Consider the following 21,560-nt stretch of genomic DNA (forward strand, 5'->3'; position numbering starts at 1 on the left):
TACCATGACCGATCAACCTCCCGCTTCAACAGGCACCCCCTGCGAATCGCCTGTCGATAGCGCAGCGCCAGACCTTGAAGCAGAGGCGGTCATCGCCTTCCTGCTCGAGCACCCGGACTTCTTCGCCGAGCACGACGAGCTGCTGGTGTCGATGCGCATCCCGCACCAGCGTGGCGACACCGTTTCGCTGGTCGAACGTCAGCTCAAGCTGCTGCGCGAGCGCAATATCGAAATGCGCCATCGCCTGTCGCAATTGATGGACGTCGCACGGGACAACGACCGCCTGTTCGAGAAGACCCGACGCCTGAACCTCGCGCTGATGGATGCGACCAGCCTGGACGAGCTGGTCATCGCCGTCGAAGACAGCCTGCGTCAGGACTTTCAGGTGCCCTTCGTCAGCCTGATCCTGTTCAGCGACAGCCCGATGCCCGTGGGGCGCTGGGTCAGCGGTGCCGAAGCACAGAAAGCCATCGGCGGCCTGATTGGCGAGAAGATCATCTGCGGCGCCCTGCGTGAGCATGAACTGGCATTTCTGTTTGGTGCAGAACAGGGCAAGGAGGTCGGTTCGACCGCCATCGCCAGCCTCAATCATCTGGGCCTGCATGGCGTGCTGGCCATCGGCAGCCGCGATCCGCAGCATTACAAAAGCTCGGTCGGCACCCTGTTTCTCAGCTATATCGCCGACGTGCTGAGCCGCCTGCTGCCGCGCTTCGCCCACTCATTACGCTCGGTTCGCTAGCCATGGAACAGCATCTGGACGCCTACTGCATGCACCTGCGCAGTGAGCGCCAGGTGTCGCCTCACACGCTGGAAGCCTACCGGCGCGATCTGGGCAAGGTTCTGGCGTATTGCCAGAAGGCCCGGTTGTCGAGCTGGAGTGACCTCGATATCCAGCACCTGCGCAGCTTCACCGCCCGCCAGCACCAGCAGGGCCAGTCCTCGCGCAGCTTGGCGCGGATGCTGTCGGCGGTGCGCGGCTTCTATAAGTACCTCAATCGCGAAGGCATCTGCCAGCACGACCCGGCAAACGGCCTGTCACCGCCCAAGGGCGAGCGGCGTCTGCCCAAGACCCTGGACACCGACCGCACCGCACAATTGCTGGACGGCGGCGTTGAAGATGATTTTCTGGCGCACCGCGATCAGGCCATTCTGGAGCTGCTTTACTCATCAGGGTTGCGATTGTCCGAACTGACCGGCTTGAACCTCGATCAACTGGACCTGCGCGACGGTCTGGTGCAGGTGCTGGGGAAGGGCAGCAAGACCCGCGTATTGCCTGTGGGCAGCAAGGCGCGCCAGGCACTGGAAGTCTGGTTGCCGTTACGCGCCCTGACCCATCCGCAGGACGATGCGGTATTTGTCAGCCTGCAAGGCAGGCGCTTGGGCCCGCGCGCGATTCAGGTGCGACTCAAGGCGGCCGGTGAGCGAGAGCTGGGGCAGAATCTGCACCCGCACATGCTGCGTCACTCCTTCGCCAGCCATCTGCTCGAATCGTCACAGGACTTGCGCGCCGTGCAGGAATTGCTGGGTCATGCGGATATCAAGACCACGCAGATATACACGCACCTGGATTTCCAGCATTTGGCTACTGTTTATGACAGCGCCCACCCCCGAGCCAAACGTAAAGGAGCTGCAGATGATTAAGCTGGTGACGTTTGATCTTGACGACACGCTCTGGGACACCGCTCCTGCCATTGCCGGTGCCGAGGTCACATTGCGTGACTGGCTGGGCGAACACGCGCCCAGGCTGGGGGCGGTTCCTGTCGAGCACCTGTGGGAAATCCGCTCGCGTCTCGTGGCTGAAGACCCGTCCTTCAAGCACCGCATCAGCGCCTTGCGCCGCCGCGTGCTGTTCCATGCACTCGAAGATGCCGGTTACGACGCTGACGTGGCACAGGACCTGGCCGACCGGGGCTTTGAGGTCTTCCTGCATGGCCGCCATCAGGTGCAGATTTTCCCTGAGGTGCAACCGATGCTGGAAATTCTTGCCAAGACCTTCACGCTGGGCGTGATTACCAATGGCAATGCTGATGTGCGTCGTTTGGGACTGGCAGACTACTTTGCCTTCGCGCTGTGCGCCGAGGACCTGGGCATCGGCAAGCCTGACCCGGCGCCGTTCGTGGAGGCGCTACGCCGCGCAAGGGTCGATGCCGGCTCGGCGGTGCATGTCGGCGACCACCCCATGGACGATATCGCAGGCGCCCAGCAGGCTGGCATGCGCGCCATCTGGTACAACCCGCAGGGCAAGGCCTGGGATGCGGATCGACTGCCGGATGCCGAGATCCACAACCTGTCGCAACTGCCCGAGGTGCTGGCGCGCTGGGCCTGAAAGCGCACTGACAGGCGCGCATAGAAAAGCCCGCAGCGACGGCGGGCTTTCCTCATACAGCCATGCAGCCTCAGATAGGGCGGCTACCGTATTTGTTGTCAGGCTTCTTGGGCGGATCGGCGACCACGTTGGCCTCCACTTCCTGCACCTTGCCGCCACGCGCCAGGAATTCTTCCATGGCACGTGCCAGCGCATCACGTTCCTTGTTCTTGGCTTCTACGCTGGGCAGTTCATCGACCGAGACAGCAGCCTTGGCCTTGCCTTTTGCGGGTGCCGCCGGAACGTCGGAATCGTCTGGTTCGGCTGCTTCGTCTTCCGGGGAGGCAGCTGCGAGACCATCGTCTTCTTCGCCGTCCAGATCGTCTTCCAGATCATCCTTAATATCGTCGTCGTCGCTCATGTTGTACCTCATGACTTGCGAAAGCTGATTAGTTATAGCCCAACCGCCCGGAAATGCTAAGGCGATCGGAAAAATTCAACAACCGCTGATCTCAGCGGTGATGTCTACTCACCCTGAAGGGTGGCCAGGACGTTACGAGATCCACCAGCGTCTCGATGTTCGCCCAGGTAAATACCTTGCCAGGTGCCCAGCGCCAGTCGCCCAGCCGTAACCGGCAACAGCAACTGGCAGCCCAGCAGACTGGCCTTGAAATGCGCTGGCAAGTCATCAGGGCCTTCGTCGTCATGTTCGTAGCCGTCCACGCCCTGGGGCACCAGACGGTTGAAAAAACGCTCAAAGTCGCGACGTACCGCCGGATCGGCATTTTCGTTGACGGTCAACGAAGCCGAGGTATGTTGCAGCCATACATGCAGTAGCCCGACACGACAATCGCGTAATGCGGGCAAACCCGCGACTATCTCGTCAGTCACCAGATGGAACCCGCGGGGCCTGGCCCGCAAGGCAATCCTGGATTGATGCCACATACCGTTCTCCGCACCTTCGGCGCGCATTCTAACTCGACTGAGAAAAAAGCAAAGCGCGCAATAAACCGGCTTCCCTGCAAGTTGACGAAGACTGTCGCAACCTCGTTACCTGCGCTGCGTCACGGTGCCGAAATCATTGACACGGGCAAGATCAATGACAGCAAAAAGCGGCGGTATATCCACAAACGTCAGACAAAAAAATGCCCGGAGACCGGGCATTCTTTTTTGCGTAGGCCGAAGCTTACAAGTTGTAGCCACGCTCGTTGTGTTGCGCAAGGTCCAGACCGACAGACTCTTCCTCGTCGGTGACGCGCAGCCCCATGACCGCATCCAGCACCTTGAGGATGATGAAGGTCACGATTGCGGTGTAGACAACGGTGAACGCAACGCCCTTGAATTGAATCCAGACCTGAGCACCGATGTCAGTCACGGTGCCGAAACCGCCCAGTGCAGGTGCTGCGAACACGCCGGTCAGGATCGCGCCGACGATACCGCCGATGCCGTGAACGCCGAACGCATCCAGGGAGTCGTCGTAGCCCAGCTTGCGCTTGAGGCTGGTTGCGCAGAAGAAGCAGATCACGCCCGCTGCCAGACCGATGATCAAAGCGCCCATCGGGCCAACGGTACCGGCGGCAGGGGTAATGGCAACCAGACCGGCAACCACGCCCGAAGCGATACCCAGAGCACTTGGCTTACCGTGAGTCAGCCACTCGGCGAACATCCAGCCCAGTGCGGCGGCCGCGGTAGCGATTTGAGTAACCAGCATGGCCATACCGGCAGTGCCGTTGGCTGCAGCCGCGGAGCCGGCGTTGAAGCCGAACCAGCCGACCCAGAGCATCGCTGCGCCGATCAGGGTGTAACCCAGGTTGTGCGGTGCCATCGGCGTGGTCGGGAAGCCTTTGCGCTTGCCCAGTACTAGGCAGGCCACCAGACCGGCTATACCGGCGTTGATGTGTACGACGGTGCCGCCAGCGAAGTCCAGAACGCCCCAGTCCCACAGCAAACCACCGACGCCGCCCCAGACCATGTGGGCGATTGGCGCGTAGACCAGAGTGAACCAGATACCCATGAACACCAGCATCGCGGAGAACTTCATGCGTTCTGCGAAAGCACCGACAATCAGGGCAGGGGTGATGATTGCGAAGGTCATCTGGAAGGTGACGAACACCGCCTCAGGGAACAACGCAGCAGGACCGGTAATGCTTGCCGGCGTGATGCCTGCCAGGAACGCTTTACCCATACCGCCAAAGAAGGAATTGAAGTTGACGACGCCCGCTTCCATGCCGGTTGTGTCAAACGCGATGCTGTAGCCGTAGACGACCCACAGGATGCTGATCAGGCCGGTGATGGCGAAGCACTGCATCATCACCGACAGAATGTTCTTGGAACGAACCATGCCGCCGTAGAACAGCGCGAGACCGGGGATGGTCATGAACAGGACCAGAGCGGTCGAGGTCAGCATCCATGCAGTGTCGCCAGAGTTCAGCACCGGCTCGGCCACTGGGTCAGCCGCCAGGGCAAGACCAGGTAATGCGAGGGACAACAGGGCACCGAGCCCTGCGAATTGACGCAGAGTCATATTGTTTTCTCCTGGGGCGTTGGGTTTGGCGGCTTAAATAGCGTCTGTATCGGTCTCGCCGGTACGGATGCGGATGGCCTGTTCCAGATTGACCACGAAAATCTTGCCGTCACCGATCTTGCCAGTGTTGGCAGCCTTGGTTATGGCTTCGATGACACGATCCAGATCCTTGTCATCGATGGCGACATCGATCTTCACTTTGGGAAGGAAGTCGACGACGTATTCAGCACCGCGATAAAGCTCAGTGTGACCCTTCTGACGCCCGAAGCCTTTGACTTCAGTGACGGTGATGCCCTGCACGCCGATTTCAGACAACGACTCGCGCACGTCATCCAGTTTGAACGGCTTGATGATGGCAGTGACTAGCTTCATGAAACTTTCTCCCGAATTTGGTGGACTTGCCCCAGGAAAACAAACCCGACTCAAGTCTAAGCGCAGTGTCTGGCTTTGTAACGTGCTGGCCGCCTGATCAGGCCAGACCAACTCCAGAAAACCGCTTCTGACGAAACACTTCCCCGCTCCGCCTGCCGCACTGCATTCGTCACAGCGACTGCATCAGTGCATGGGTCATAAGCCACTAAGCAGAAAGCTTGCCATCTCGCGAATATTCATTGAATACAGGCTCTTGGGCTGGTTTTGCACGACCTTGCAGGGTCCATCAAGGAGCGAATGCACAGCAATGGTGCTCATGTGCCCGTCATCGCGCTCCATAAGCGTGCATCGCGCACCTGGAAGTGACTATAGACACTGCGTGTTACACTGCCGCCCTCTGATTCAGGAAAATCACCATGCTCGCGCCCAAAGCCTTTCTTGACGCTCTCAGCGGCCACGCCTCTCGCCTGTTCAATGGCGAAACGCCTGTACCGCGCAGCGAATTCGAAACCCAGTTCAAGGCCCTGCTGCAAAGTGGCTTCAGCAAACTGGATCTGGTCAGCCGTGAAGAGTTCGACAGCCAGATGGCCGTCCTCGCCCGCACCCGCGCCCGTCTGGAAGCGCTGGAGGCCAAGATGGCCGAGCTGGAAGAGAAGGCTGGCGGGGCGGCAGGGACTGAAAAAGCCGAATAAGCTTTCCTTGTTTTGCAGTCAGTGCGCTGCAGCGCTGAACATTGTCATGCACAGCGAGCCAGGCACCTGACCTGCTCGCGAATCTGAACGGCCTTTTCCATTTCTGTCTTGCTCAGGTGGTGAGTAAGTTGCAGGTTCAGCCAGCATTCGTTGCACGATTCGCAAGCGCCTTCAGGCTGCAGGCGGTGCCAGCTCGATGGTCCGGCAGTAATCCATGAACAGGCGTGTCGCACGGGTTGGCTGGTTGTTGCGCAGGTAGGCCATGACCAGGGTGGAGGCGGGCATGTCGTCTTCGATATCGAGCTGCACCAGCAGCTCGCCGTCGTAGGTCATGTTGGTTCTGGGCCGTGTGACCAGCACCGAAAACCCCAGACCCTGGCCGACCATACAGCGCACCATTTCGATCGATGGTGAACTGTACGCGACCACCGGCGCGTAGCCCTTTTCCGTGAAGATATCGATGAAGTAGGTCCTGCTGGGTACGGCGTCGAGCAGGATCATCGGTTCGTGGCTCAGCTCCAGCAAGGTCACGGTTTTTTTCTTCGCCAGAGGGTGGGCTGCCGGCAGCAGCGCATAGGGCTTGTGCGGTGCATTCAATTCCTCCTTGTTGATCGTGGTTCCCAGTTCCAGGTCGTACAGAAACGCCAGATCGAAGCGCCCACGGTGCAGCCCGTGCATCAGTTCATGTTGCTCGCCGTCATAGAGCTGAATGGTGACGTCCGGGTATAAGCGCTTGAAACCGGCCACCAGTCTGGGCATGTAAAGCGGGGCGGCCGATTCAAAACAGCCAATGGCGATAGTGCCGGAAACATGTTTGTTTTCAGCCCGGGAGTTTTGTTCGAGCTCTTCGGAAAGTCGCAGCAACTCTTTGGCTTTCTCATACACTTTCCCGCCACCGGAAGTTAGCGAAACACCTTGAGCGTGGTGACGGACAAACAGCGGCTGATTGAAGGCTTCTTCGAGGTTTTTGATGGCGACGGAAATAGACGGCTGCGAAATATGCAACTGTCGCGAGGCCTCGGCAATGCTGTCCATTTCGACCGCTGTCACGAAATACTTGAGCTGTTTCAAGGTGAAGTGAGCCACGTGTTACCTCGTGCTGAGCAGACCCTGGACGGCTGCACTTGAATAGCTTTTACCTATGCTTAGCGAGGAGCGTGCCAGCCGCTTGCGTCTTGCGGTATTAGTTGAGCCCGCCGCTGGCCATGGTCATTCAGCAGCATCCCTAAATAATAGGCGCTTGCCAGACAAGCCCGCAAATGCGGGCGGCGCACCTATTACGAGCGATTATCGCGGCGTCTTTATTCAATCGCCCTAAAAGTGTGCAATCCACTCGGTGTGACACTAAAGCATCACTAAGCCTTTTTAACGCGCTGCCACCCTGAAGATGAATACAGGCATCTCTGCTTAGGATTTTCCTATGCTGCGGGCCAAAACTTACTATTTGGCTACCGGACCTGGCATCAATCATGATGGCTTCAGAAGGGCAAACGGACAGCGTCCCGTTTCAACTTCAACAGGACGTCGCCCATCACTATTCAATTTGCCGAGCGAGCCGACAATGACGTTTGATTGGAAATACATGTTTGGCCTGTTCAGCGATACGGAATTCTGGATGGCCACCTGGACGGTCATTCAACTCAGTGTACTGACCTGGGTCATCAGTATTGTTCTGGGTTTTGTTCTCGCGCTGGCCAAACAATCATCTTTGCCGCTGATCAACTTGCCGGCCAAAGCCTATATCTGGTTATTTCGCAGTTTACCGTTACTGGTACTGCTGATCTTTGTCTACAACTTGCCACAGGCAGTACCCGCTACCTCGGCGGTGCTGGCCAATCCGTTCTGGGCCGGCCTGATTGCCATGGTGATGTGTGAAACGGCCTACGTCGCGGAAATTCATCGCGGCGGCCTGCTGTCCATCGCCAAGGGCCAGACCGAAGCTGCCCGGGCACTGGGCCTGCGTTTCGTGGGCACGCAATGGCGGATCGTGATCCCGCAGGCGCTGCGTGTGGCGCTGCCGTCGCTGACCAACGAATACATCTCCATCGTCAAACTCAGTTCACTGGTTTCAGTGATCTCGCTGACCGAGATCCTGATGGTCGGTCAGCGCCTGTATTCGCAGAACTTTCTGGTGATGGAAACCATGGCGGCCGTGGCGTTCTATTACGTGCTGATCGTGACCGTATTCGACTTCCTGCTCAAACGCCTGGAGCGCTATCTGGACGTCACGCAGCACAAGGTGACCCGCACGCCGGACGCCGAAATGCTTGAGCTGGCCAGCCGCAAATCGGCGGTTGTCGCTCGTCCTGTCATCGACTTCGAAGGGCCGGCACTGCAAGCGACGCGACTGCACAAAGCGTACAACGACATCGAGGTGCTCGGTGCGGTCAGCCTGCAGATCAATTCCGGCGAGGTGGTGTCGGTGATCGGCCCATCAGGCTCGGGCAAAACCACGCTGATCCGGCTGCTCAATGGCCTTGAGCAGATCGACAACGGCGACATCAAGATCAACGGCCAGCCATTCATTCACCTGGTTCGCCAGGGCGCGCAAAAGCCGCGTTACGTGGAGAACGCCGCCTACCGCCTGAACATCGGCATGGTGTTTCAGAGCTTCAACCTGTTTCCGCACCTGACGGTGTTGAACAACCTGCTGCTGGCCCCGCGTTATCACCGCCTGGCGCCGGTCCCCGAGCTCAAGCAGCAGGCCTACGAATTGCTGAACAAGGTCGGGATGCTGGAGCACGCCTGGAAATACCCGCATCAGTTGTCGGGTGGCCAGCAGCAACGTGTCGCCATCGCTCGCGCCCTGATGATGCGCCCGCAAATCATGCTGTTCGACGAGCCCACCTCGGCGCTTGACCCGGAGAAGGTCAACGAGGTGTTGCAGGTCATTGAAACCCTGGCCCAGGAAGGCATCACGATGGTCATCGTGACCCATGAAATGAACTTCGCCTTCAAGGTCTCTGACCGCATCGTCTTTATGGAGAAGGGACGCGTGATCTGCGATGACAAACCCCAGGCGCTACGCGACGGCCAGCACCCCCGCGTTGAAGCCTTTCTTAAAGATGTCTCACTGGCCTGAGGCCTTGTTGAAAAGGAGAAGAACATGATCGAGCAATGGCAGATTGACCAGTTTCACGAGCAGGGTTTTCTGGTAGTGGAGGGCGTGCTGGCAGCCGATGAAGTGGCAGCGCTTCAGCAGGACTTCGACCAGTGGGTCGACGACAGCCGCAGTCAGAGTCAGGCCTGGGGGCAGACTCAGGACGGACGTCCGCGCTTCGACATCGAAAGCGATCATCGGCCGGATCACCCGTCGCTGCGCCGCGTGGCTTCGCCCACGGAGATCTCGCCGGCCTACCAGCACGCAGCATTCCAGTCACGGATGGCAGCCATCGCGGCGCAGCTGATCGGCGGCAATGGCACCCGTTTTCATCACAGCAAGATCAACTCCAAGCTGCCGCACACCGCGACTCAGGTGAAGTGGCATCAGGACTTCCTCTTCACACCGCACAGCAACGATGACTTGGTTACCGCGTTGCTGATGATCAGCGATGTGACCCCCGAAAACGGCCCGCTGAACGTCGCGCCGGGCAGCCATAAGCAGGCGCTTTGGTCGCATTGGCAGAACGAGCGTTTCACCGGTGCCGTGGAAGATGCGGTGGTTGAACAGCATTGCCAGCAACCGGTCGCCTGCTATGGCCCGTCGGGCTCGGTGTGCTTCATGCACACACGCCTGCTGCATGCTTCAAGCCCCAACGAAACCGAGTTCCCGCGCACGCTGTTCATCAGCGTCTATGCGGCTGAAGACGCATTGCCGTTCGGTGAGAACCCCTTGCCCAGCGAGCATGCCGGGTTGATGGTCGCTGGCCAGGAGAGCGGTCTGGTACGCAGCACCGAGAACCATATCCGCCTGCCGCAGAAACCCAAGGGTGCTTCATTTTTCGTGCAGCAAGCCGGAAAAGACGCCGCCGTTGCCTGATCTCCATGACTCCACGAGGAATACCTATGAAGCTGTCAGCTCTGATTGTTCGTCCCGTAGCCCTGGCTTTGCTGGGCGCGGTGGTTGCCATGTCCTCGTCTGCCGCTTCGGCTTTCCAGCAGCCCGGCAAGATCATCGCCGGCTCGGACATGACGTTCTTCCCCTATGAATACATGGACAAGAACCGTCCCGCCGGTTTCGACATCGAGTTTCTCGACGGCCTGGCAAAGGTCATGGGGCTCAAGGCCGAGAACATCGACACGCGCTTTCCCAATCTGATCGGCGGGCTGCAGGGCGGACGTTTCGACATCACCAACTCGTCGATGTACATCACCGTCGACCGCCTGAAAGTCATCGACATGATTCCTTACCTGAAAAGCGGCGAGGCGATTCTGTCGGTCAAGGGCAGCGACTATCAGCCCAAGACGCCAGAGGACTTCTGTGGCCACAAGATCGGCTCCATGGCGGCCACTTCCTGGCTGCAACAACTGCAGAAACTCTCGACCGACTACTGCGTGAAGAACGGCCTGCAACCAATCGCCATCAGCGAGTACGGCACCGACCCACAGACCACCCAGGCCATGCTGGCCCATGCCGTCGAAGCGCAGATCACTGACGCAGCCGTCGCCCGCGGCGTGGTCGAAAAACTGGGTAGCCGGGTGGTGATTTCTTCCGAAACCCTGATTTACCCGGTGCTCAACGGCTTTGGCGTGAAGAAGGGCAACGACGAGGTCCGCAAGGCCCTGGAAGACGGCCTTGAGAAGTACAGCAAGACCCCGGAATACGCCGCGTTGCTGGAGAAATACAAGTTCCAGGCACCGACAGCCGATGACATCGCCGCCCTGATGCCCAAGCCCTGACAACCAAAGGACGTGCCTGGCAGGTTCGGCAGGCACGCTCGACCGGAGAGCAATTAGCATGGCCCTTAATTTCGAAGAGCAGACGCGCATAGACCTGGCCGCGACGTTCCGCATCATCGCCCATCTGGGTATGCATGAAGCGGTCGCCAACCACTTCAGCGCGGCCATTTCGGCGGATGGCAAACAGTTTTTGCTCAACCCGAAGTGGAAACATTTTTCACGCATACGTGCCAGCGATCTGTTGCTGCTCGACGCCGATGATGCCGACGCGGCGCATCGCCCTGATGTCGATGCGACGGCATGGTCCATTCACGGCCAGGTCCACCAGCGTCTGCCCGATGCGCGCGTGGTGCTGCACTTGCACCCGGTCTACACCACAGCCGTGGCGTGCCTGGCCAAGCCGCATATTCCGCCCATCGATCAGAACACTGCGCGCTACTTCAACCGCATCGCGGTAGACGAGCTTTACGGCGGCATGGCCGACACGACCGCCGAGGGCGCTCGACTGGCCGGTTTGCTGGAGGACAAGAGCCGCTTGTTGATGGGCAACCACGGTGTGATCGTCACCGCGCCCACCGTTGGCGAAGCCTTCGATGACATCTGGACCCTGGAGCGCGCTTGCCAGATTCTGGTGACGGCCTGGTCCACCGGCCAGCCGCTCAAGGTGCTGGCGGACGATGTCGCCGAGAAGACCGCCCGTGACTGGCAGAAGATTACGGATTTCTCTCATCAGCACTTCGAGGAAATGAAACTGCTGATGATTCAGGCTGACCCCTCTTTGGTCGACTGATCGCCCCTGCTACTGACTGGATGCGCGTCTGCGGATGGCGTAGGGCTTTTTGCGCCCGCGCATCGACGTTTCAACACTTTTCATTACGTCCAACAGGTCGTAAGCCACCTGTCGAGGGATGCCGAGATGACAGAAAAAATCATAGAAATCGATACGCTCGTCGTAGGTGCAGGACAGGCCGGAGTGGCCACCAGCGAACACCTGAGCCGTCTTGGCATCGAGCACCTGGTGCTTGAAAAACACCGCGTTGCCGAGGCGTGGCGCAGTGGCCGCTGGGACTCGCTGGTAGCCAACGGTCCGGCCTGGCATGACCGGTTTCCCGGCCTTGAATTCGCCATGGATCAGGACGGGTTTGCGGGCAAGGAGCAAGTGGCCGAGTACTTCGAGCGCTATGCCCGCAAATTCAATGCGCCGATCAAGACCGGCGTCGAGGTCAAGCGCGTTACCCGCAATACCGGGCGTGCAGGCTTTACCGTCGAAACCAGTGCCGGCACCTATGTGGTCAATCATCTGATCTCGGCGACAGGGCCGTTCCAGAAACCGGTCATCCCGCCGATTGCGCCGGTTAACGAGGCGCTTCATCAGATCCACTCGGCGCACTATTTCAATCCGCAACAACTGCCCGAGGGCGGCGTACTGGTGGTCGGCGCTGGTTCCTCGGGTGTGCAAATCGCCGAGGAGCTGCTGCTCTCGGGTCGCAAAGTGTACTTGTCGGTCGGCCCTCACGACCGTCCGCCGCGCGCCTATCGCGGCCGGGACTTCTGCTGGTGGATGGGTGTGCTGGGGTTGTGGGACAGCGAAACCATGCAGCCCGGCAAGGAACACGTGACCATTGCGGTCAGTGGTGCAAGGGGCGGCTACACGGTCGACTTCCGCCGGCTGGCTCAGGCCGGAATGAACCTCGTGGGCCTGACCGAAAGCTTCGTCGGCAACAAGGTGCACTTCCAGAACGATCTGGTGAGCAACCTCGACAGTGGCGACGCGAACTACCTGTCGCTGCTCGATGCCGCTGATGCCTACGCCGCACGCAACGGCCTGGACCTGCCGCTGGAGCCGTCGGCCCGTGAACGCGTGGCGGATGCGCCGTGCATCACCCATCCGCTCAGCGAGCTGGACCTGATCGAGTCAGGCGTCACGTCGATCATCTGGGCCACCGGCTATGCCCTGGATTACAGCTGGCTGCAGGTCGATGCCTTCGACAGCAAAGGCAAACCTCGTCACCAGCGCGGCGTGTCCTGCGAGCAAGGCCTGTACTTCGTCGGCCTGCCATGGCTGTCGCGCCGCGGCTCCGCGTTTATCTGGGGCGTATGGCACGACGCCAAACACGTCGCCGATCAGATCGCCACGCAGCACAAATACCGTTCCTATGACGCCGGCAAACGTGCGGCCCCCGTCGTGCCGTTGCGCAACGTCAACGGTTGATCATCGCGCTCAATGCCCACAGGAGTTACCCATGACTACGCCGACTCATACTCGTATCCGCATGTTCAACACCAAGGACACCTACCCCAATCAAAGCCTGAACAACGACCTGTGTCAGGCGGTGCGCGCGGGCAATACCGTGTACGTCAGGGGCCAGGTCGGCACCGATTTCGACGGTAATCTGGTCGGCCTCGGTGATCCGGCTGCACAGGCGCAGCAGGCGATGAAAAACGTCAAACAATTGCTCGAAGAGGCGGGCAGTGACTTGTCGCACATCGTCAAGACCACCACTTACATCACCGACCCGCGCTACCGCGAGCCGGTCTATCACGAAGTGGGCAAGTGGCTGAAAGGCGTGTTCCCGATCTCCACCGGGCTGGTGGTGTCGGCGCTGGGGCAGCCGCAATGGCTGATGGAAATCGACGTGATCGCCGTGATCCCTGAATAAGGACTGTTGCCCATGACTTTTTCCATTGCCGCCCGCTGTGCCAAAACCGGCCAGCTGGGCATTGCCATCAGCTCGTCGAGCATTGCCGTAGGCGCGCGTTGCCCCTGGCTGCGTGCGGGTGTCGGCGCGGTGTCGTCGCAGAACATCACACTGCCGGCCCTGGGACCGCAAACGCTGGACCTGATGGAGCAGGGCATGTCTGCCTCTCAAGCGCTGGACCAGGTCATGAACGCCAGCCCGTTCAGCGAGTATCGGCAGATCACGGCGATTGATCATCAGGGGCGAGTCGCGCATTTCAGTGGTAGCGAAACACTGGGCATCAACAACGCGGGCAGCGGCGATCAGTGCGTGGTGGCTGGCAACATGCTGGCGAGCCAGGCAGTCATCGACGCGATGATTCAGTGCTTCGAGCAGGCAACCGGGCACCTGGCCGAGCGTCTGCTACAGGCGATGCAGGCCGGTCTGGCAGCAGGCGGCGAAGCAGGGCCGGTCCATTCGGCGGCGCTGAAAGTCGTGGGCGAGCAGTCCTGGCCCATCGTCGATCTGCGCGTCGACTGGGCCGAGCACGACCCGCTAGGCGAGCTGAAAAGTCTTTGGCAGGCCTACCAGCCGCAAATGCAGGATTACCTCGACCGCGCGCTGAACCCGGCTGGCGCACCAGGCTACGGCGTACCGGGAGACGAGCGATGAGCTCCAGCCGCGAGCTGTTGGCGCGGCTGGTGGCCTTCGACACCACCAGTCGCGAATCGAATCTGGCCCTGATCGACTTTGTGGGTGAATACCTCGAGCGCTTCGGCGTCTCCTGCGAGTTGATCTACAACGCGCAGAAAACCAAGGCCAATCTGTTCGCCACCATCGGCCCGGCTGACGTGCCAGGCATCGTATTGTCCGGCCACACTGATGTGGTGCCGGTCGACGGCCAGCCATGGACGTTCCCGCCGTTCGAACTGAGCGAAGCGGATGGCAAACTCTACGGCCGTGGCACTGCGGACATGAAAGGCTACATTGCCTGCGTGCTGGCGCTGGTTCCGGCGCTGACCCAGGCATCGCTGCACATGCCGGTGCATATCGCGCTGTCCTACGACGAGGAAGTGGGTTGCCTGGGCGTACGCTCGTTACTGGCATCGCTGCGGTCGCGGCCGGTGAAGCCGATGCTATGCGTGATTGGCGAACCCACGGAGCTGAAGCCGGTACTCGGCCACAAAGGCAAGGTCGCGGTGCGCTGCGATGTACAGGGTGCTGCCTGCCACTCGGCCCACGCGCCCAGTGGCGTCAACGCCATTGAGTATGCGGCGCAGTTGATCGGTGAACTGGGTCGCCTGGGCGAAGCATTACGGGCAGCTGATGCCCTTGACGAGCGCTTTGATCCGCCGTTTTCGACCATTCAGACCGGCGTAATCAGCGGCGGCACGGCGTTGAACATTGTGCCCGAACAGTGTCGTTTCGATTTCGAAGTGCGTGCGCTCCCCACCCTGGACCCGCAGCAGATCGTCACTTCTATGCACACCTACGCCGCGCAAAAACTGTTGCCGGCCATGCAGGCGGTCAGTGCCCGGAGCGAGATTCGCTTCACTGAATTGTCGAGCTATCCGGGACTGGATATTCCCCAGCACAGCCATGCGGCGGAATTGATTGCCGGTTTTTGCGGCTCCCGGGCGTTCGGCACGGTGGCGTTCGGAACCGAAGGCGGGTTGTTCGACCAGTCAGGCATCCCGGCAGTGGTCTGCGGGCCGGGCAGCATGGAGCAGGGGCACAAGCCGGACGAGTTCATCAGCGTCGCGCAACTTGACGCCTGTGACGAGATGCTCAAACGTGTACTGGCCTTCGCGTCGCAGCCATGAATCGCCCCTGATTTCAGTGATACAGTTGCGCGCCGAAATACGCTAACGACTCGGCGCGCCAGTCATGGACTGGCCACTCTTCCCGGCTACTCGAACGTTCTATGGATGGAAGCATGACTGACAAACGTCCCCTTACTCGCTGGTCTCTGGCCGCAACTCTATTGCTGTGTGTTGGCACGTCGGTTTTCGCTCAGGACTCGGCACTGCATTCCGGCAAATACGAGCAGTTGATGCTGGCCGTGACGCCTGATCATCAAGTCGAGGGTTATTACTCGGAGACGCGCGGCGAGGCATTCAGCTGTGCGTTCTATCTGCAAGGCAAGGTCGAGGCCGGGAAGGGCGCAGCGGTGTCGTCCTGGCTTGATGACGTCTACCCAGGAACACTAAAGGCCTCGGCTGATGGCGTGGTTCTGACGATAGAGCAAGGCCAGCAGCATCCTGGCTGTATGAACGTGTTGGTACCGGACATCGTCACCGGCATGGATCTGACCCGGACCGCCAGCAAACAGTGGGTCGGTCTGGTGACCGTCACCGCGGACAAGGCCTGGCTGCAGAAAACGCCGAATGCCAAGGCCACCCGAGGCGCTTATATCGTCAAGGATGACGTAGTCGGGGTTCTGGCATTCAAGGATGGCGCGGCTCAGGTCGAGTTCATCAGTGCCAATGATCGCTCGTTTACCGGGTGGATCAGTCAGGACCAATATGCGCGGTTGGCCGCGCCCGGTCGCTGATGCCGGACGGGGAGGTCAGCCGATCTGCCGCACTCTACTGAGATCTGTTGAGGGCGGGCAGCCAAACTGGCGGCTGTACTCCCTGCTGAATTGCGAAGGGCTTTCATAGCCGACGCGATAGCAGGCGCTGGAGGCGTCCAGGCCTTCATTGATGATCAGCCGTCGAGCTTCTTGCAGGCGCAGCTTTTTCTGATACTGCAACGGGCTCATGGCCGTCAACGCCTTGAATCGGTGGTGCAGCGTCGAATTCCCCAGGTTGGCCATGCGCGCCAGCTCGTCGATGCGCAGCGGCTCTGTGTAATGACTGTTCAGCCAGTCGACCGCCCGCGTAACGCGATGCGTCTGCGAATCCCCGACCGCGATTTCGTAGAGTCGCCGCCCATTGTTGCCGCGTAGCAGCCGGTAGTAGAGCTCCCTAAGTGCAAGGGGCGCGAGCATGCCGATGTCGCGAGGGGTGTCGAGCAGGCGCACCAGCCTCAACACCGTCTCCAGCAATGGCTGATCCATCGGCTCAAGAAACAGGCCCCGCTGCGGCTCGTCCGGAACGCCGTTCAGGGGCGCCTCCGCAATGAGCTGGGCGATGTGCGCAGGCTCGAAATCCAGACGAATACACAGATAGGGAGCTTCGCCACTCGCTTCAAGCACGCGTCCGGCGACCGGCACAGTCACCGCGACGACCAGGTAGTTGAGCGGGTCGTACACATACTGCTCATCGCCCAGCGCAACCTCCTTGCGACCTTGAACGATCACGCAAAGGGCTGGCCGATGCAGCGCATGAATCAGCTCGGACGGCGCGTCGCAGCGGATAACGTGCAGCGGTGCAATAGCGGTTTCATAAACACCGGGAGCCGCAAAGCGCTGCGTCAGCAACTGGATGATTTCAGCCCGGCAAACATCGGTGCCCGGAGCGCTCGCGGCATTGTGTGTATCCATGAAGAACCCCGTCCCAAAGTCAGTGTTGCTGCACGCCTTTCCTTTGCATCGAACGCCATCATAGCGGCCATTGCGCGGCGATTCAGCGTAAGGCAGACCCACAGACAGGAATAGGCAAGTGTCGCGCAGGTATCGGCATGCGCGCAGTGATGAGCGACTCGTAGCATGGCCATCGCAATCAGTTTGAGCCGCGTGCTGAAACTGAGCCAACGATGACTCACGAGGAAAGCCAGTCATGTCGAACATTCAAGGCAAGGTCGTACTGATCACAGGTGCCAGCAGCGGCATTGGCGAAGCTGCCGCCCGACTCATCTCCGCCAAGGGCGCACACGTGGTGCTGGGCGCTCGGCGCATCGAGCGTCTGCAGACGTTGGCGGCAGACATCGAAGCGCAGGGCGGCTCGGCAGGCTTCCGCGCGCTGGACGTGACCGATGCGCTCGACATGCAAGCCTTTGCCGACTTCGCCAAACACGCGTTCGGCAAGATCGACGTGATCATCAACAACGCCGGCGTCATGCCCCTGTCGCCGCTCGCCGCACTGAACATCGCAGAGTGGAACCAGATGCTCGACGTCAACGTGCGCGGCGTACTGCACGGCATCGCCGCCGTGCTGCCAAGTATGCAAGCGCAAGGGCACGGCCAGATCATCAACATCTCGTCCATCGGCGGCCTCGCCGTTTCCCCGACCGCGGCGGTGTATTGCGCTACCAAGTTTGCCGTCAGAGCCATCTCCGATGGTCTTCGGCAGGAAACCGACAAGATCCGCGTCACCGTCGTCTGCCCCGGCGTGGTCGAATCAGAGCTGGCCGACTCGATTTCCGACGAGACCGCGCGCGAAGCGATGAAAGCATTTCGAAAGGTTGCGCTGGAGCCGGATGCGATCGCACGTGCGCTTGTTTACGCGATCGAGCAGCCGGATGGTGTGGATGTGAGCGAGATTGTGGTGCGGCCTACGGGGAGTGCTTATTGAGGGGCAGGCTTGACTAAGGTGAGCAGGGCACCGTTGAGGACGGTGTCGTGATGAGCTGTTCAAGTTTGATCTCGACCAACCTGGCATTGTCTCGTTCGATCGTCTTGGTGTTGATCGGCTCTTTTGCGAACCCTCGCTGATGGTAGAAATCAATGGCAGGGACATTGCTCTCCAGCACCCAGACGACAACTCTGGTGCGGCCAGCGGATTGAAAGAGAGGCATCACATGGTCGAACAGCTCTCGCCCAATGCCCTGGCGTGTGTGCGTTGGGCTGATATAGATGGCCTGTATTTCCGCGACGCCGCGGTCTTCGGGATGTTCCCTGTCAGCCCCCGTGGCCATCCAGCCCAAGACCCGGTCTAACCTGTCGACTTTGACGTACAGGTCCGATTCGCCCGAAGCGATCTCCTTGGTCCAATGAGACAGCCTCGCCTCAAGCGTTATCCGATTGATATAGGCAGAGGGAATGATGCCCTCATAGACACTTCTCCATGACTCCAGATGAATCGTCGCTATCTGCAGCGAGTCCTCGAGAAGGGCAAGGCGGATGCTCATATCAATGCTCCTGCTAGGTGTGTTTCAGCATTTAAAGCAATGTTTATGGCATTTCTACGCAACCCAAATATATATCCGTCGTTCTCGCCCCACTCACACCCTGTATCCATTCCCCCCTCACCCCCATCCCACAAATAAAGCACGATACCCGCCCATCGCTCATATCAAGGAATGATCCATGTCGCTGGCTATCGTCCATAGTCGTGCCCAGGTCGGGGTGGAAGCCCCGGCGGTTACTGTTGAAGCGCATCTGGCCAACGGCCTGCCGGCCCTGACGCTGGTGGGGTTGCCGGAGGGGGCGGTGAAGGAGAGCAAGGACCGGGTGCGCAGCGCCATTCTCAATTCCGGGCTGGATTTTCCGGCGCGGCGGATCACGCTCAACCTTGCCCCGGCTGATTTGCCCAAGGATGGCGGGCGGTTTGATCTGGCGATTGCGCTGGGTTTGCTGGCCGCCAGCGGGCAGGTGCCGTTGGTTGCGTTGCAGGATGTTGAATGCCTGGGCGAGTTGGCGTTGTCGGGGGCGATTCGGCCGATTCAGGGTGTGCTGCCTGCTGCGCTGGCGGCACGTGCGGCGGAGCGGACGCTGATCATTCCGGCGGTGAACGCCGAGGAAGCATGTTTGGCGTCGGGGTTGCGGGTGATTGCGGTGAGTCACTTGCTGGAGCTGGTTGCGCATTTCAACGGGCGCACGGTGATTGCGCCGTATCAGTCCAGCGGCTTGCTGCATCAGCCCAAGCCATATCCGGACTTAAGCGAAGTGCAGGGCCAGACCGCAGCGAAGCGTGCCTTGGTAATCGCCGCTGCCGGTGCGCATAACCTGCTGTTCAGCGGGCCGCCTGGCACCGGCAAGACACTGCTCGCCAGTCGCCTGCCGGGTTTGTTGCCACCGCTGGACGAGCACGAAGCGCTGGAGGTGGCGGCGATTCAGTCGGTTGCCAGCCAGGTGCCGCTGACCAGTTGGCCGCAGCGGCCGTTTCGCCAGCCGCATCACTCGGCGTCCGGGCCGGCGTTGGTAGGCGGTGGCAGTCGTCCGCAACCTGGCGAAATCACGTTGGCGCATCACGGCGTTCTATTCCTTGATGAGCTGCCGGAGTTCGACCGCCGCGTGCTGGAGGTTTTGCGCGAGCCGCTGGAGTCCGGGCATATCGTGATTTCCCGGGCGCGGGATCGCGTGCGCTTTCCGGCGAGGTTCCAGTTGGTGGCGGCGATGAACCCGTGTCCCTGTGGCTATCTCGGTGAGCCGACCGGGCGCTGCCGCTGTTCCACTGAGCAGGTGCAGCGCTATCGCAACAAGTTGTCCGGCCCGCTGCTGGACCGGATCGACCTGCACCTGACCGTCGCCCGCGAAGCTACCGCCCTCAACCCTGACCCGACCACCAGTGAAAACACCGCCAGTGCCGCAGCTGTGGTCGCTGAGGCGAGACACCGTCAGCAACGTCGTCAGGGCTGTGCCAATGCGTTTCTCGATCTGCCGGGGCTGCGTGAGTACTGCGCGCTGTCCAGTGTCGATGAAAGCTGGCTGGAGACGGCGTGCGAGCGTCTGACCCTGTCGTTGCGCTCGGCGCATCGATTGCTGAAGGTGGCGCGGACTTTGGCGGACCTGGAGCAGGTGGATGCGATCAACCGCAGCCATCTGGCCGAGGCGTTGCAGTATCGGCCCTCAACCAATTGACCGTCCAAACGCAAAAACTCGCCGTCAACGATCAAGTCGACGGCGAGCCTTGGGTCAGCCAAAGAAGCTTACATGCTGCTATAAAGCGGGAAGATCCCCATCAGCAGCGCGGCAACCAGAATGCACATGCACACCAGAATCGCCCATTTGAGGGTGAAGCGCTGGTGGTCGCCGAACTCGATACCGGCCAGAGCCACCAGCAGGTAGGTCGAAGGCACCAGCGGGCTGAGCAGGTGGACCGGCTGACCGACGATCGAGGCGCGGGCCATTTCCACCGGGCTGATGCCGTAGTGGGCAGCGGCTTCGGACAGCACTGGCAGTACGCCGTAGTAGAACGCGTCGTTGGACATGAAGAAGGTGAACGGCATGCTCACCAGCGCGGTGATCACGGCGAGGTACGGGCCCAGCGCATCCGGGATCACGGCCAGCAGGCTTTTCGACATCGCGTCGACCATGCCGGTGCCGGACAGGATGCCGGTGAAGATCCCCGCGGCGAAGATCAGGCCGACCACCGCCAGTACGCTACCGGCGTGGGCCGATACGCGGTCCTTCTGGTCCTGCAGGTTCGGGTAGTTGATGATCATCGCGATACTGAACGCGATCATGAACAGGACCGGCAGCGGCAGCAGGCCCATGATCAGGGCGACCATCAGTGCCAGGGTCAGGGCGGCGTTGAACCAGATCAGCTTTGGACGGCGCGCGTCAGGGAATTGCGAGACGCTGATTTCGCTGTGGTCGACTTCATCACCCTGCAGGTGCAGTTCACCCAGTCGGGCACGTTCGCGTTTGCCGTAGAAGTAGGCAATCGCCAGGATCGCGATCACACCTGCCAGCATGGCCGGGATCATCGGTACAAAGATGTCGGAGGCATCGACGTGCAGGGCGCTGGCCGCACGAGCGGTCGGGCCGCCCCAAGGGGTCATGTTCATCACGCCGCCGGCGAGAATGATCAGGCCGGCCATGATGCGCGGGCTCATGCCCACGCGGCTGTACAGCGGCAGCATGGCGGCAACGCAGATCATGTAGGTGGTCGCGCCGTCACCGTCGAGGGACACCACCAGCGCCAGCACGGCGGTGCCGACCGAAATGCGCATCGGGTCGCCCTTGACCATTTTCAGGATCTTGCGCACGGCCGGGTCGAACAGGCCTGAGTCGATCATCAGCGCAAAGTACAGAATGGCGAACATCAGCATCACGCCGGTCGGCGCCAGCTTGGTGATACCTGCCAGCATCATCGGACCGATCTGCGACGCGAAGCCACCGAACAGGGCGAAGATGATCGGAACCAGGATCAGGGCGATCAGCGCAGTCAGGCGCTTGCTCATGATCAGGTACATGAACGCAATAACCATGGCAAAGCCAAGGAAAGTCAGCATGGGAATACTCCAGACGTCATACGGCTACAGAACGTGAAATGAACGAGTCAGCTCAGCAGATCGGTACGTGGAGTGGGGGCGCAAGGAGA

The 21,560-nt window shown here is 60.4% G+C and carries 23 protein-coding genes; 15 read left to right on the plus strand and 8 right to left on the minus strand.

The genetic code is table 11. The features are described from left to right. Positions 1–4: 4 nt before the first annotated feature. From AO388_RS04355 to AO388_RS04365, 3 genes are read left to right on the plus strand one after another with little or no spacing between them, the layout of a single operon-like run. A complete protein-coding gene (locus AO388_RS04355) occupies positions 5–739 on the plus strand; it encodes a DUF484 family protein (RefSeq protein ID WP_003367552.1) in 735 nt (244 codons plus the stop codon). Between the two features lie 2 nt (positions 740–741). Further along, complete coding sequence (xerC, locus tag AO388_RS04360) at positions 742–1,641, plus strand: tyrosine recombinase XerC (protein ID WP_003367550.1); 900 nt, start codon at positions 742–744, stop codon at positions 1,639–1,641. Next, positions 1,634–2,326 carry an HAD family hydrolase gene (locus AO388_RS04365; RefSeq protein ID WP_058416109.1) on the plus strand — a complete coding sequence of 231 codons (693 nt, stop codon included), beginning with the start codon at positions 1,634–1,636 and terminating at the stop codon, positions 2,324–2,326. The genes xerC and AO388_RS04365 overlap by 8 nt, the downstream gene beginning before the upstream one ends. Before the next feature lie 70 nt (positions 2,327–2,396). Here AO388_RS04365 and sutA read toward each other — a convergent pair whose 3' ends face one another. The 4 genes from sutA to glnK all read right to left on the minus strand — a co-directional run bounded on the left by sutA (position 2,397) and on the right by glnK (position 5,201). Then, on the minus strand, positions 2,397–2,726 hold the full coding sequence (gene sutA / locus AO388_RS04370; RefSeq protein WP_003367546.1) for a transcriptional regulator SutA: 330 nt from the start codon (positions 2,724–2,726) through the stop codon (positions 2,397–2,399). 104 nt (positions 2,727–2,830) lie between these two features. After that, the gene (locus AO388_RS04375; protein WP_003367544.1) at positions 2,831–3,250 is read right to left on the minus strand and encodes a secondary thiamine-phosphate synthase enzyme YjbQ; all 420 of its coding nucleotides are present in this window, start codon (positions 3,248–3,250) and stop codon (positions 2,831–2,833) included. Between the two features lie 241 nt (positions 3,251–3,491). Further along, positions 3,492–4,829, minus strand: coding sequence for an ammonium transporter (locus tag AO388_RS04380; protein WP_003435008.1), 1,338 nt, complete (start codon positions 4,827–4,829; stop codon positions 3,492–3,494). Positions 4,830–4,862: 33 nt separating this feature from the next. Then, positions 4,863–5,201, minus strand: coding sequence for a P-II family nitrogen regulator (glnK, locus tag AO388_RS04385; protein WP_002555808.1), 339 nt, complete (start codon positions 5,199–5,201; stop codon positions 4,863–4,865). Positions 5,202–5,617: 416 nt separating this feature from the next. Here glnK and AO388_RS04390 point away from each other — a divergent pair, with 416 nt between their 5' ends. Beyond that, positions 5,618–5,893, plus strand: coding sequence for an accessory factor UbiK family protein (locus AO388_RS04390; RefSeq protein WP_003437363.1), 276 nt, complete (start codon positions 5,618–5,620; stop codon positions 5,891–5,893). A 171-nt stretch (positions 5,894–6,064) separates the two neighbouring features. On the opposite strand, the gene AO388_RS04395 is transcribed toward AO388_RS04390, so the two are convergent. Next, positions 6,065–6,928 (minus strand): LysR family transcriptional regulator, encoded by an 864-nt coding sequence (locus AO388_RS04395; protein WP_044310527.1) that lies wholly within the window; start codon positions 6,926–6,928, stop codon positions 6,065–6,067. A gap of 526 nt (positions 6,929–7,454) precedes the next feature. Here AO388_RS04395 and AO388_RS04400 point away from each other — a divergent pair. The 9 genes from AO388_RS04400 to AO388_RS04440 all read left to right on the plus strand — a co-directional run bounded on the left by AO388_RS04400 (position 7,455) and on the right by AO388_RS04440 (position 15,964). Continuing rightward, complete coding sequence (locus tag AO388_RS04400) at positions 7,455–8,975, plus strand: amino acid ABC transporter permease/ATP-binding protein (protein ID WP_003435000.1); 1,521 nt, start codon at positions 7,455–7,457, stop codon at positions 8,973–8,975. Positions 8,976–8,999: 24 nt separating this feature from the next. Beyond that, a complete protein-coding gene (locus tag AO388_RS04405; RefSeq protein ID WP_003434995.1) occupies positions 9,000–9,872 on the plus strand; it encodes a phytanoyl-CoA dioxygenase family protein in 873 nt (290 codons plus the stop codon). Between the two features lie 26 nt (positions 9,873–9,898). After that, positions 9,899–10,732 carry a transporter substrate-binding domain-containing protein gene (locus AO388_RS04410; protein WP_003434993.1) on the plus strand — a complete coding sequence of 278 codons (834 nt, stop codon included), beginning with the start codon at positions 9,899–9,901 and terminating at the stop codon, positions 10,730–10,732. A gap of 58 nt (positions 10,733–10,790) precedes the next feature. Next, the gene (locus AO388_RS04415) at positions 10,791–11,522 is read left to right on the plus strand and encodes a class II aldolase and adducin N-terminal domain-containing protein (protein WP_003367530.1); all 732 of its coding nucleotides are present in this window, start codon (positions 10,791–10,793) and stop codon (positions 11,520–11,522) included. 126 nt (positions 11,523–11,648) lie between these two features. Further along, positions 11,649–12,944, plus strand: coding sequence for a flavin-containing monooxygenase (locus AO388_RS04420; RefSeq protein WP_058416110.1), 1,296 nt, complete (start codon positions 11,649–11,651; stop codon positions 12,942–12,944). 31 nt (positions 12,945–12,975) lie between these two features. Continuing rightward, positions 12,976–13,392 (plus strand): RidA family protein, encoded by a 417-nt coding sequence (locus tag AO388_RS04425; protein WP_003408344.1) that lies wholly within the window; start codon positions 12,976–12,978, stop codon positions 13,390–13,392. 12 nt (positions 13,393–13,404) lie between these two features. Beyond that, entirely contained in the window at positions 13,405–14,082 is a 678-nt protein-coding gene (locus AO388_RS04430) for a DUF1028 domain-containing protein (RefSeq protein WP_058416111.1), read from the plus strand. Next, positions 14,079–15,233 carry an acetylornithine deacetylase gene (argE, locus tag AO388_RS04435; RefSeq protein ID WP_003367518.1) on the plus strand — a complete coding sequence of 385 codons (1,155 nt, stop codon included), beginning with the start codon at positions 14,079–14,081 and terminating at the stop codon, positions 15,231–15,233. Before AO388_RS04430 ends, argE begins: the two co-directional genes overlap by 4 nt. Positions 15,234–15,346: 113 nt before the next feature. Then, positions 15,347–15,964: a hypothetical protein gene (locus tag AO388_RS04440; protein WP_058416112.1), complete on the plus strand. Its 618-nt coding sequence runs from the start codon at positions 15,347–15,349 to the stop codon at positions 15,962–15,964. A 15-nt stretch (positions 15,965–15,979) separates the two neighbouring features. Here the strand turns inward: AO388_RS04440 and AO388_RS04445 are convergent, their stop codons facing one another. Continuing rightward, the gene (locus AO388_RS04445) at positions 15,980–16,897 is read right to left on the minus strand and encodes an AraC family transcriptional regulator (RefSeq protein WP_054082346.1); all 918 of its coding nucleotides are present in this window, start codon (positions 16,895–16,897) and stop codon (positions 15,980–15,982) included. A gap of 235 nt (positions 16,898–17,132) precedes the next feature. On the opposite strand from AO388_RS04445, the gene AO388_RS04450 reads away from it, so the two are divergent. Then, positions 17,133–17,867 (plus strand): SDR family oxidoreductase, encoded by a 735-nt coding sequence (locus AO388_RS04450; RefSeq protein WP_058416113.1) that lies wholly within the window; start codon positions 17,133–17,135, stop codon positions 17,865–17,867. Between the two features lie 13 nt (positions 17,868–17,880). On the opposite strand, the gene AO388_RS04455 is transcribed toward AO388_RS04450, so the two are convergent. Further along, positions 17,881–18,423: a GNAT family N-acetyltransferase gene (locus AO388_RS04455; protein ID WP_058416114.1), complete on the minus strand. Its 543-nt coding sequence runs from the start codon at positions 18,421–18,423 to the stop codon at positions 17,881–17,883. Positions 18,424–18,601: 178 nt separating this feature from the next. On the opposite strand from AO388_RS04455, the gene AO388_RS04460 reads away from it, so the two are divergent. Continuing rightward, positions 18,602–20,095: a YifB family Mg chelatase-like AAA ATPase gene (locus tag AO388_RS04460; RefSeq protein ID WP_058416115.1), complete on the plus strand. Its 1,494-nt coding sequence runs from the start codon at positions 18,602–18,604 to the stop codon at positions 20,093–20,095. Positions 20,096–20,163: 68 nt separating this feature from the next. On the opposite strand, the gene AO388_RS04465 is transcribed toward AO388_RS04460, so the two are convergent. Beyond that, complete coding sequence (locus tag AO388_RS04465) at positions 20,164–21,471, minus strand: CitMHS family transporter (RefSeq protein ID WP_003432156.1); 1,308 nt, start codon at positions 21,469–21,471, stop codon at positions 20,164–20,166. Positions 21,472–21,560 lie beyond the last annotated feature (89 nt).

Source organism: Pseudomonas sp. ICMP 10191 (assembly GCF_001467335.1).
GTDB lineage: Bacteria > Pseudomonadota > Gammaproteobacteria > Pseudomonadales > Pseudomonadaceae > Aquipseudomonas > Aquipseudomonas cerasi.

Coding starts and splice junctions, on each gene's coding strand:
- AO388_RS04395 (WP_044310527.1), bottom strand. CDS start 6,928: ATGGACAGCATTGCCGAGGCCTCGCGACAGTTGCATATTTCGCAGCCG.
- AO388_RS04460 (WP_058416115.1), top strand. CDS start 18,602: ATGTCGCTGGCTATCGTCCATAGTCGTGCCCAGGTCGGGGTGGAAGCC.
- AO388_RS04445 (WP_054082346.1), bottom strand. CDS start 16,897: ATGGATACACACAATGCCGCGAGCGCTCCGGGCACCGATGTTTGCCGG.
- AO388_RS04415 (WP_003367530.1), top strand. CDS start 10,791: ATGGCCCTTAATTTCGAAGAGCAGACGCGCATAGACCTGGCCGCGACG.
- AO388_RS04380 (WP_003435008.1), bottom strand. CDS start 4,829: ATGACTCTGCGTCAATTCGCAGGGCTCGGTGCCCTGTTGTCCCTCGCA.
- AO388_RS04420 (WP_058416110.1), top strand. CDS start 11,649: ATGACAGAAAAAATCATAGAAATCGATACGCTCGTCGTAGGTGCAGGA.
- AO388_RS04365 (WP_058416109.1), top strand. CDS start 1,634: ATGATTAAGCTGGTGACGTTTGATCTTGACGACACGCTCTGGGACACC.
- AO388_RS04440 (WP_058416112.1), top strand. CDS start 15,347: ATGACTGACAAACGTCCCCTTACTCGCTGGTCTCTGGCCGCAACTCTA.
- AO388_RS04430 (WP_058416111.1), top strand. CDS start 13,405: ATGACTTTTTCCATTGCCGCCCGCTGTGCCAAAACCGGCCAGCTGGGC.
- AO388_RS04450 (WP_058416113.1), top strand. CDS start 17,133: ATGTCGAACATTCAAGGCAAGGTCGTACTGATCACAGGTGCCAGCAGC.
- xerC (WP_003367550.1), top strand. CDS start 742: ATGGAACAGCATCTGGACGCCTACTGCATGCACCTGCGCAGTGAGCGC.
- AO388_RS04465 (WP_003432156.1), bottom strand. CDS start 21,471: ATGCTGACTTTCCTTGGCTTTGCCATGGTTATTGCGTTCATGTACCTG.
- AO388_RS04375 (WP_003367544.1), bottom strand. CDS start 3,250: ATGTGGCATCAATCCAGGATTGCCTTGCGGGCCAGGCCCCGCGGGTTC.
- argE (WP_003367518.1), top strand. CDS start 14,079: ATGAGCTCCAGCCGCGAGCTGTTGGCGCGGCTGGTGGCCTTCGACACC.
- AO388_RS04400 (WP_003435000.1), top strand. CDS start 7,455: ATGACGTTTGATTGGAAATACATGTTTGGCCTGTTCAGCGATACGGAA.
- AO388_RS04455 (WP_058416114.1), bottom strand. CDS start 18,423: ATGAGCATCCGCCTTGCCCTTCTCGAGGACTCGCTGCAGATAGCGACG.
- glnK (WP_002555808.1), bottom strand. CDS start 5,201: ATGAAGCTAGTCACTGCCATCATCAAGCCGTTCAAACTGGATGACGTG.
- AO388_RS04355 (WP_003367552.1), top strand. CDS start 5: ATGACCGATCAACCTCCCGCTTCAACAGGCACCCCCTGCGAATCGCCT.
- AO388_RS04425 (WP_003408344.1), top strand. CDS start 12,976: ATGACTACGCCGACTCATACTCGTATCCGCATGTTCAACACCAAGGAC.
- AO388_RS04410 (WP_003434993.1), top strand. CDS start 9,899: ATGAAGCTGTCAGCTCTGATTGTTCGTCCCGTAGCCCTGGCTTTGCTG.
- AO388_RS04405 (WP_003434995.1), top strand. CDS start 9,000: ATGATCGAGCAATGGCAGATTGACCAGTTTCACGAGCAGGGTTTTCTG.
- sutA (WP_003367546.1), bottom strand. CDS start 2,726: ATGAGCGACGACGACGATATTAAGGATGATCTGGAAGACGATCTGGAC.
- AO388_RS04390 (WP_003437363.1), top strand. CDS start 5,618: ATGCTCGCGCCCAAAGCCTTTCTTGACGCTCTCAGCGGCCACGCCTCT.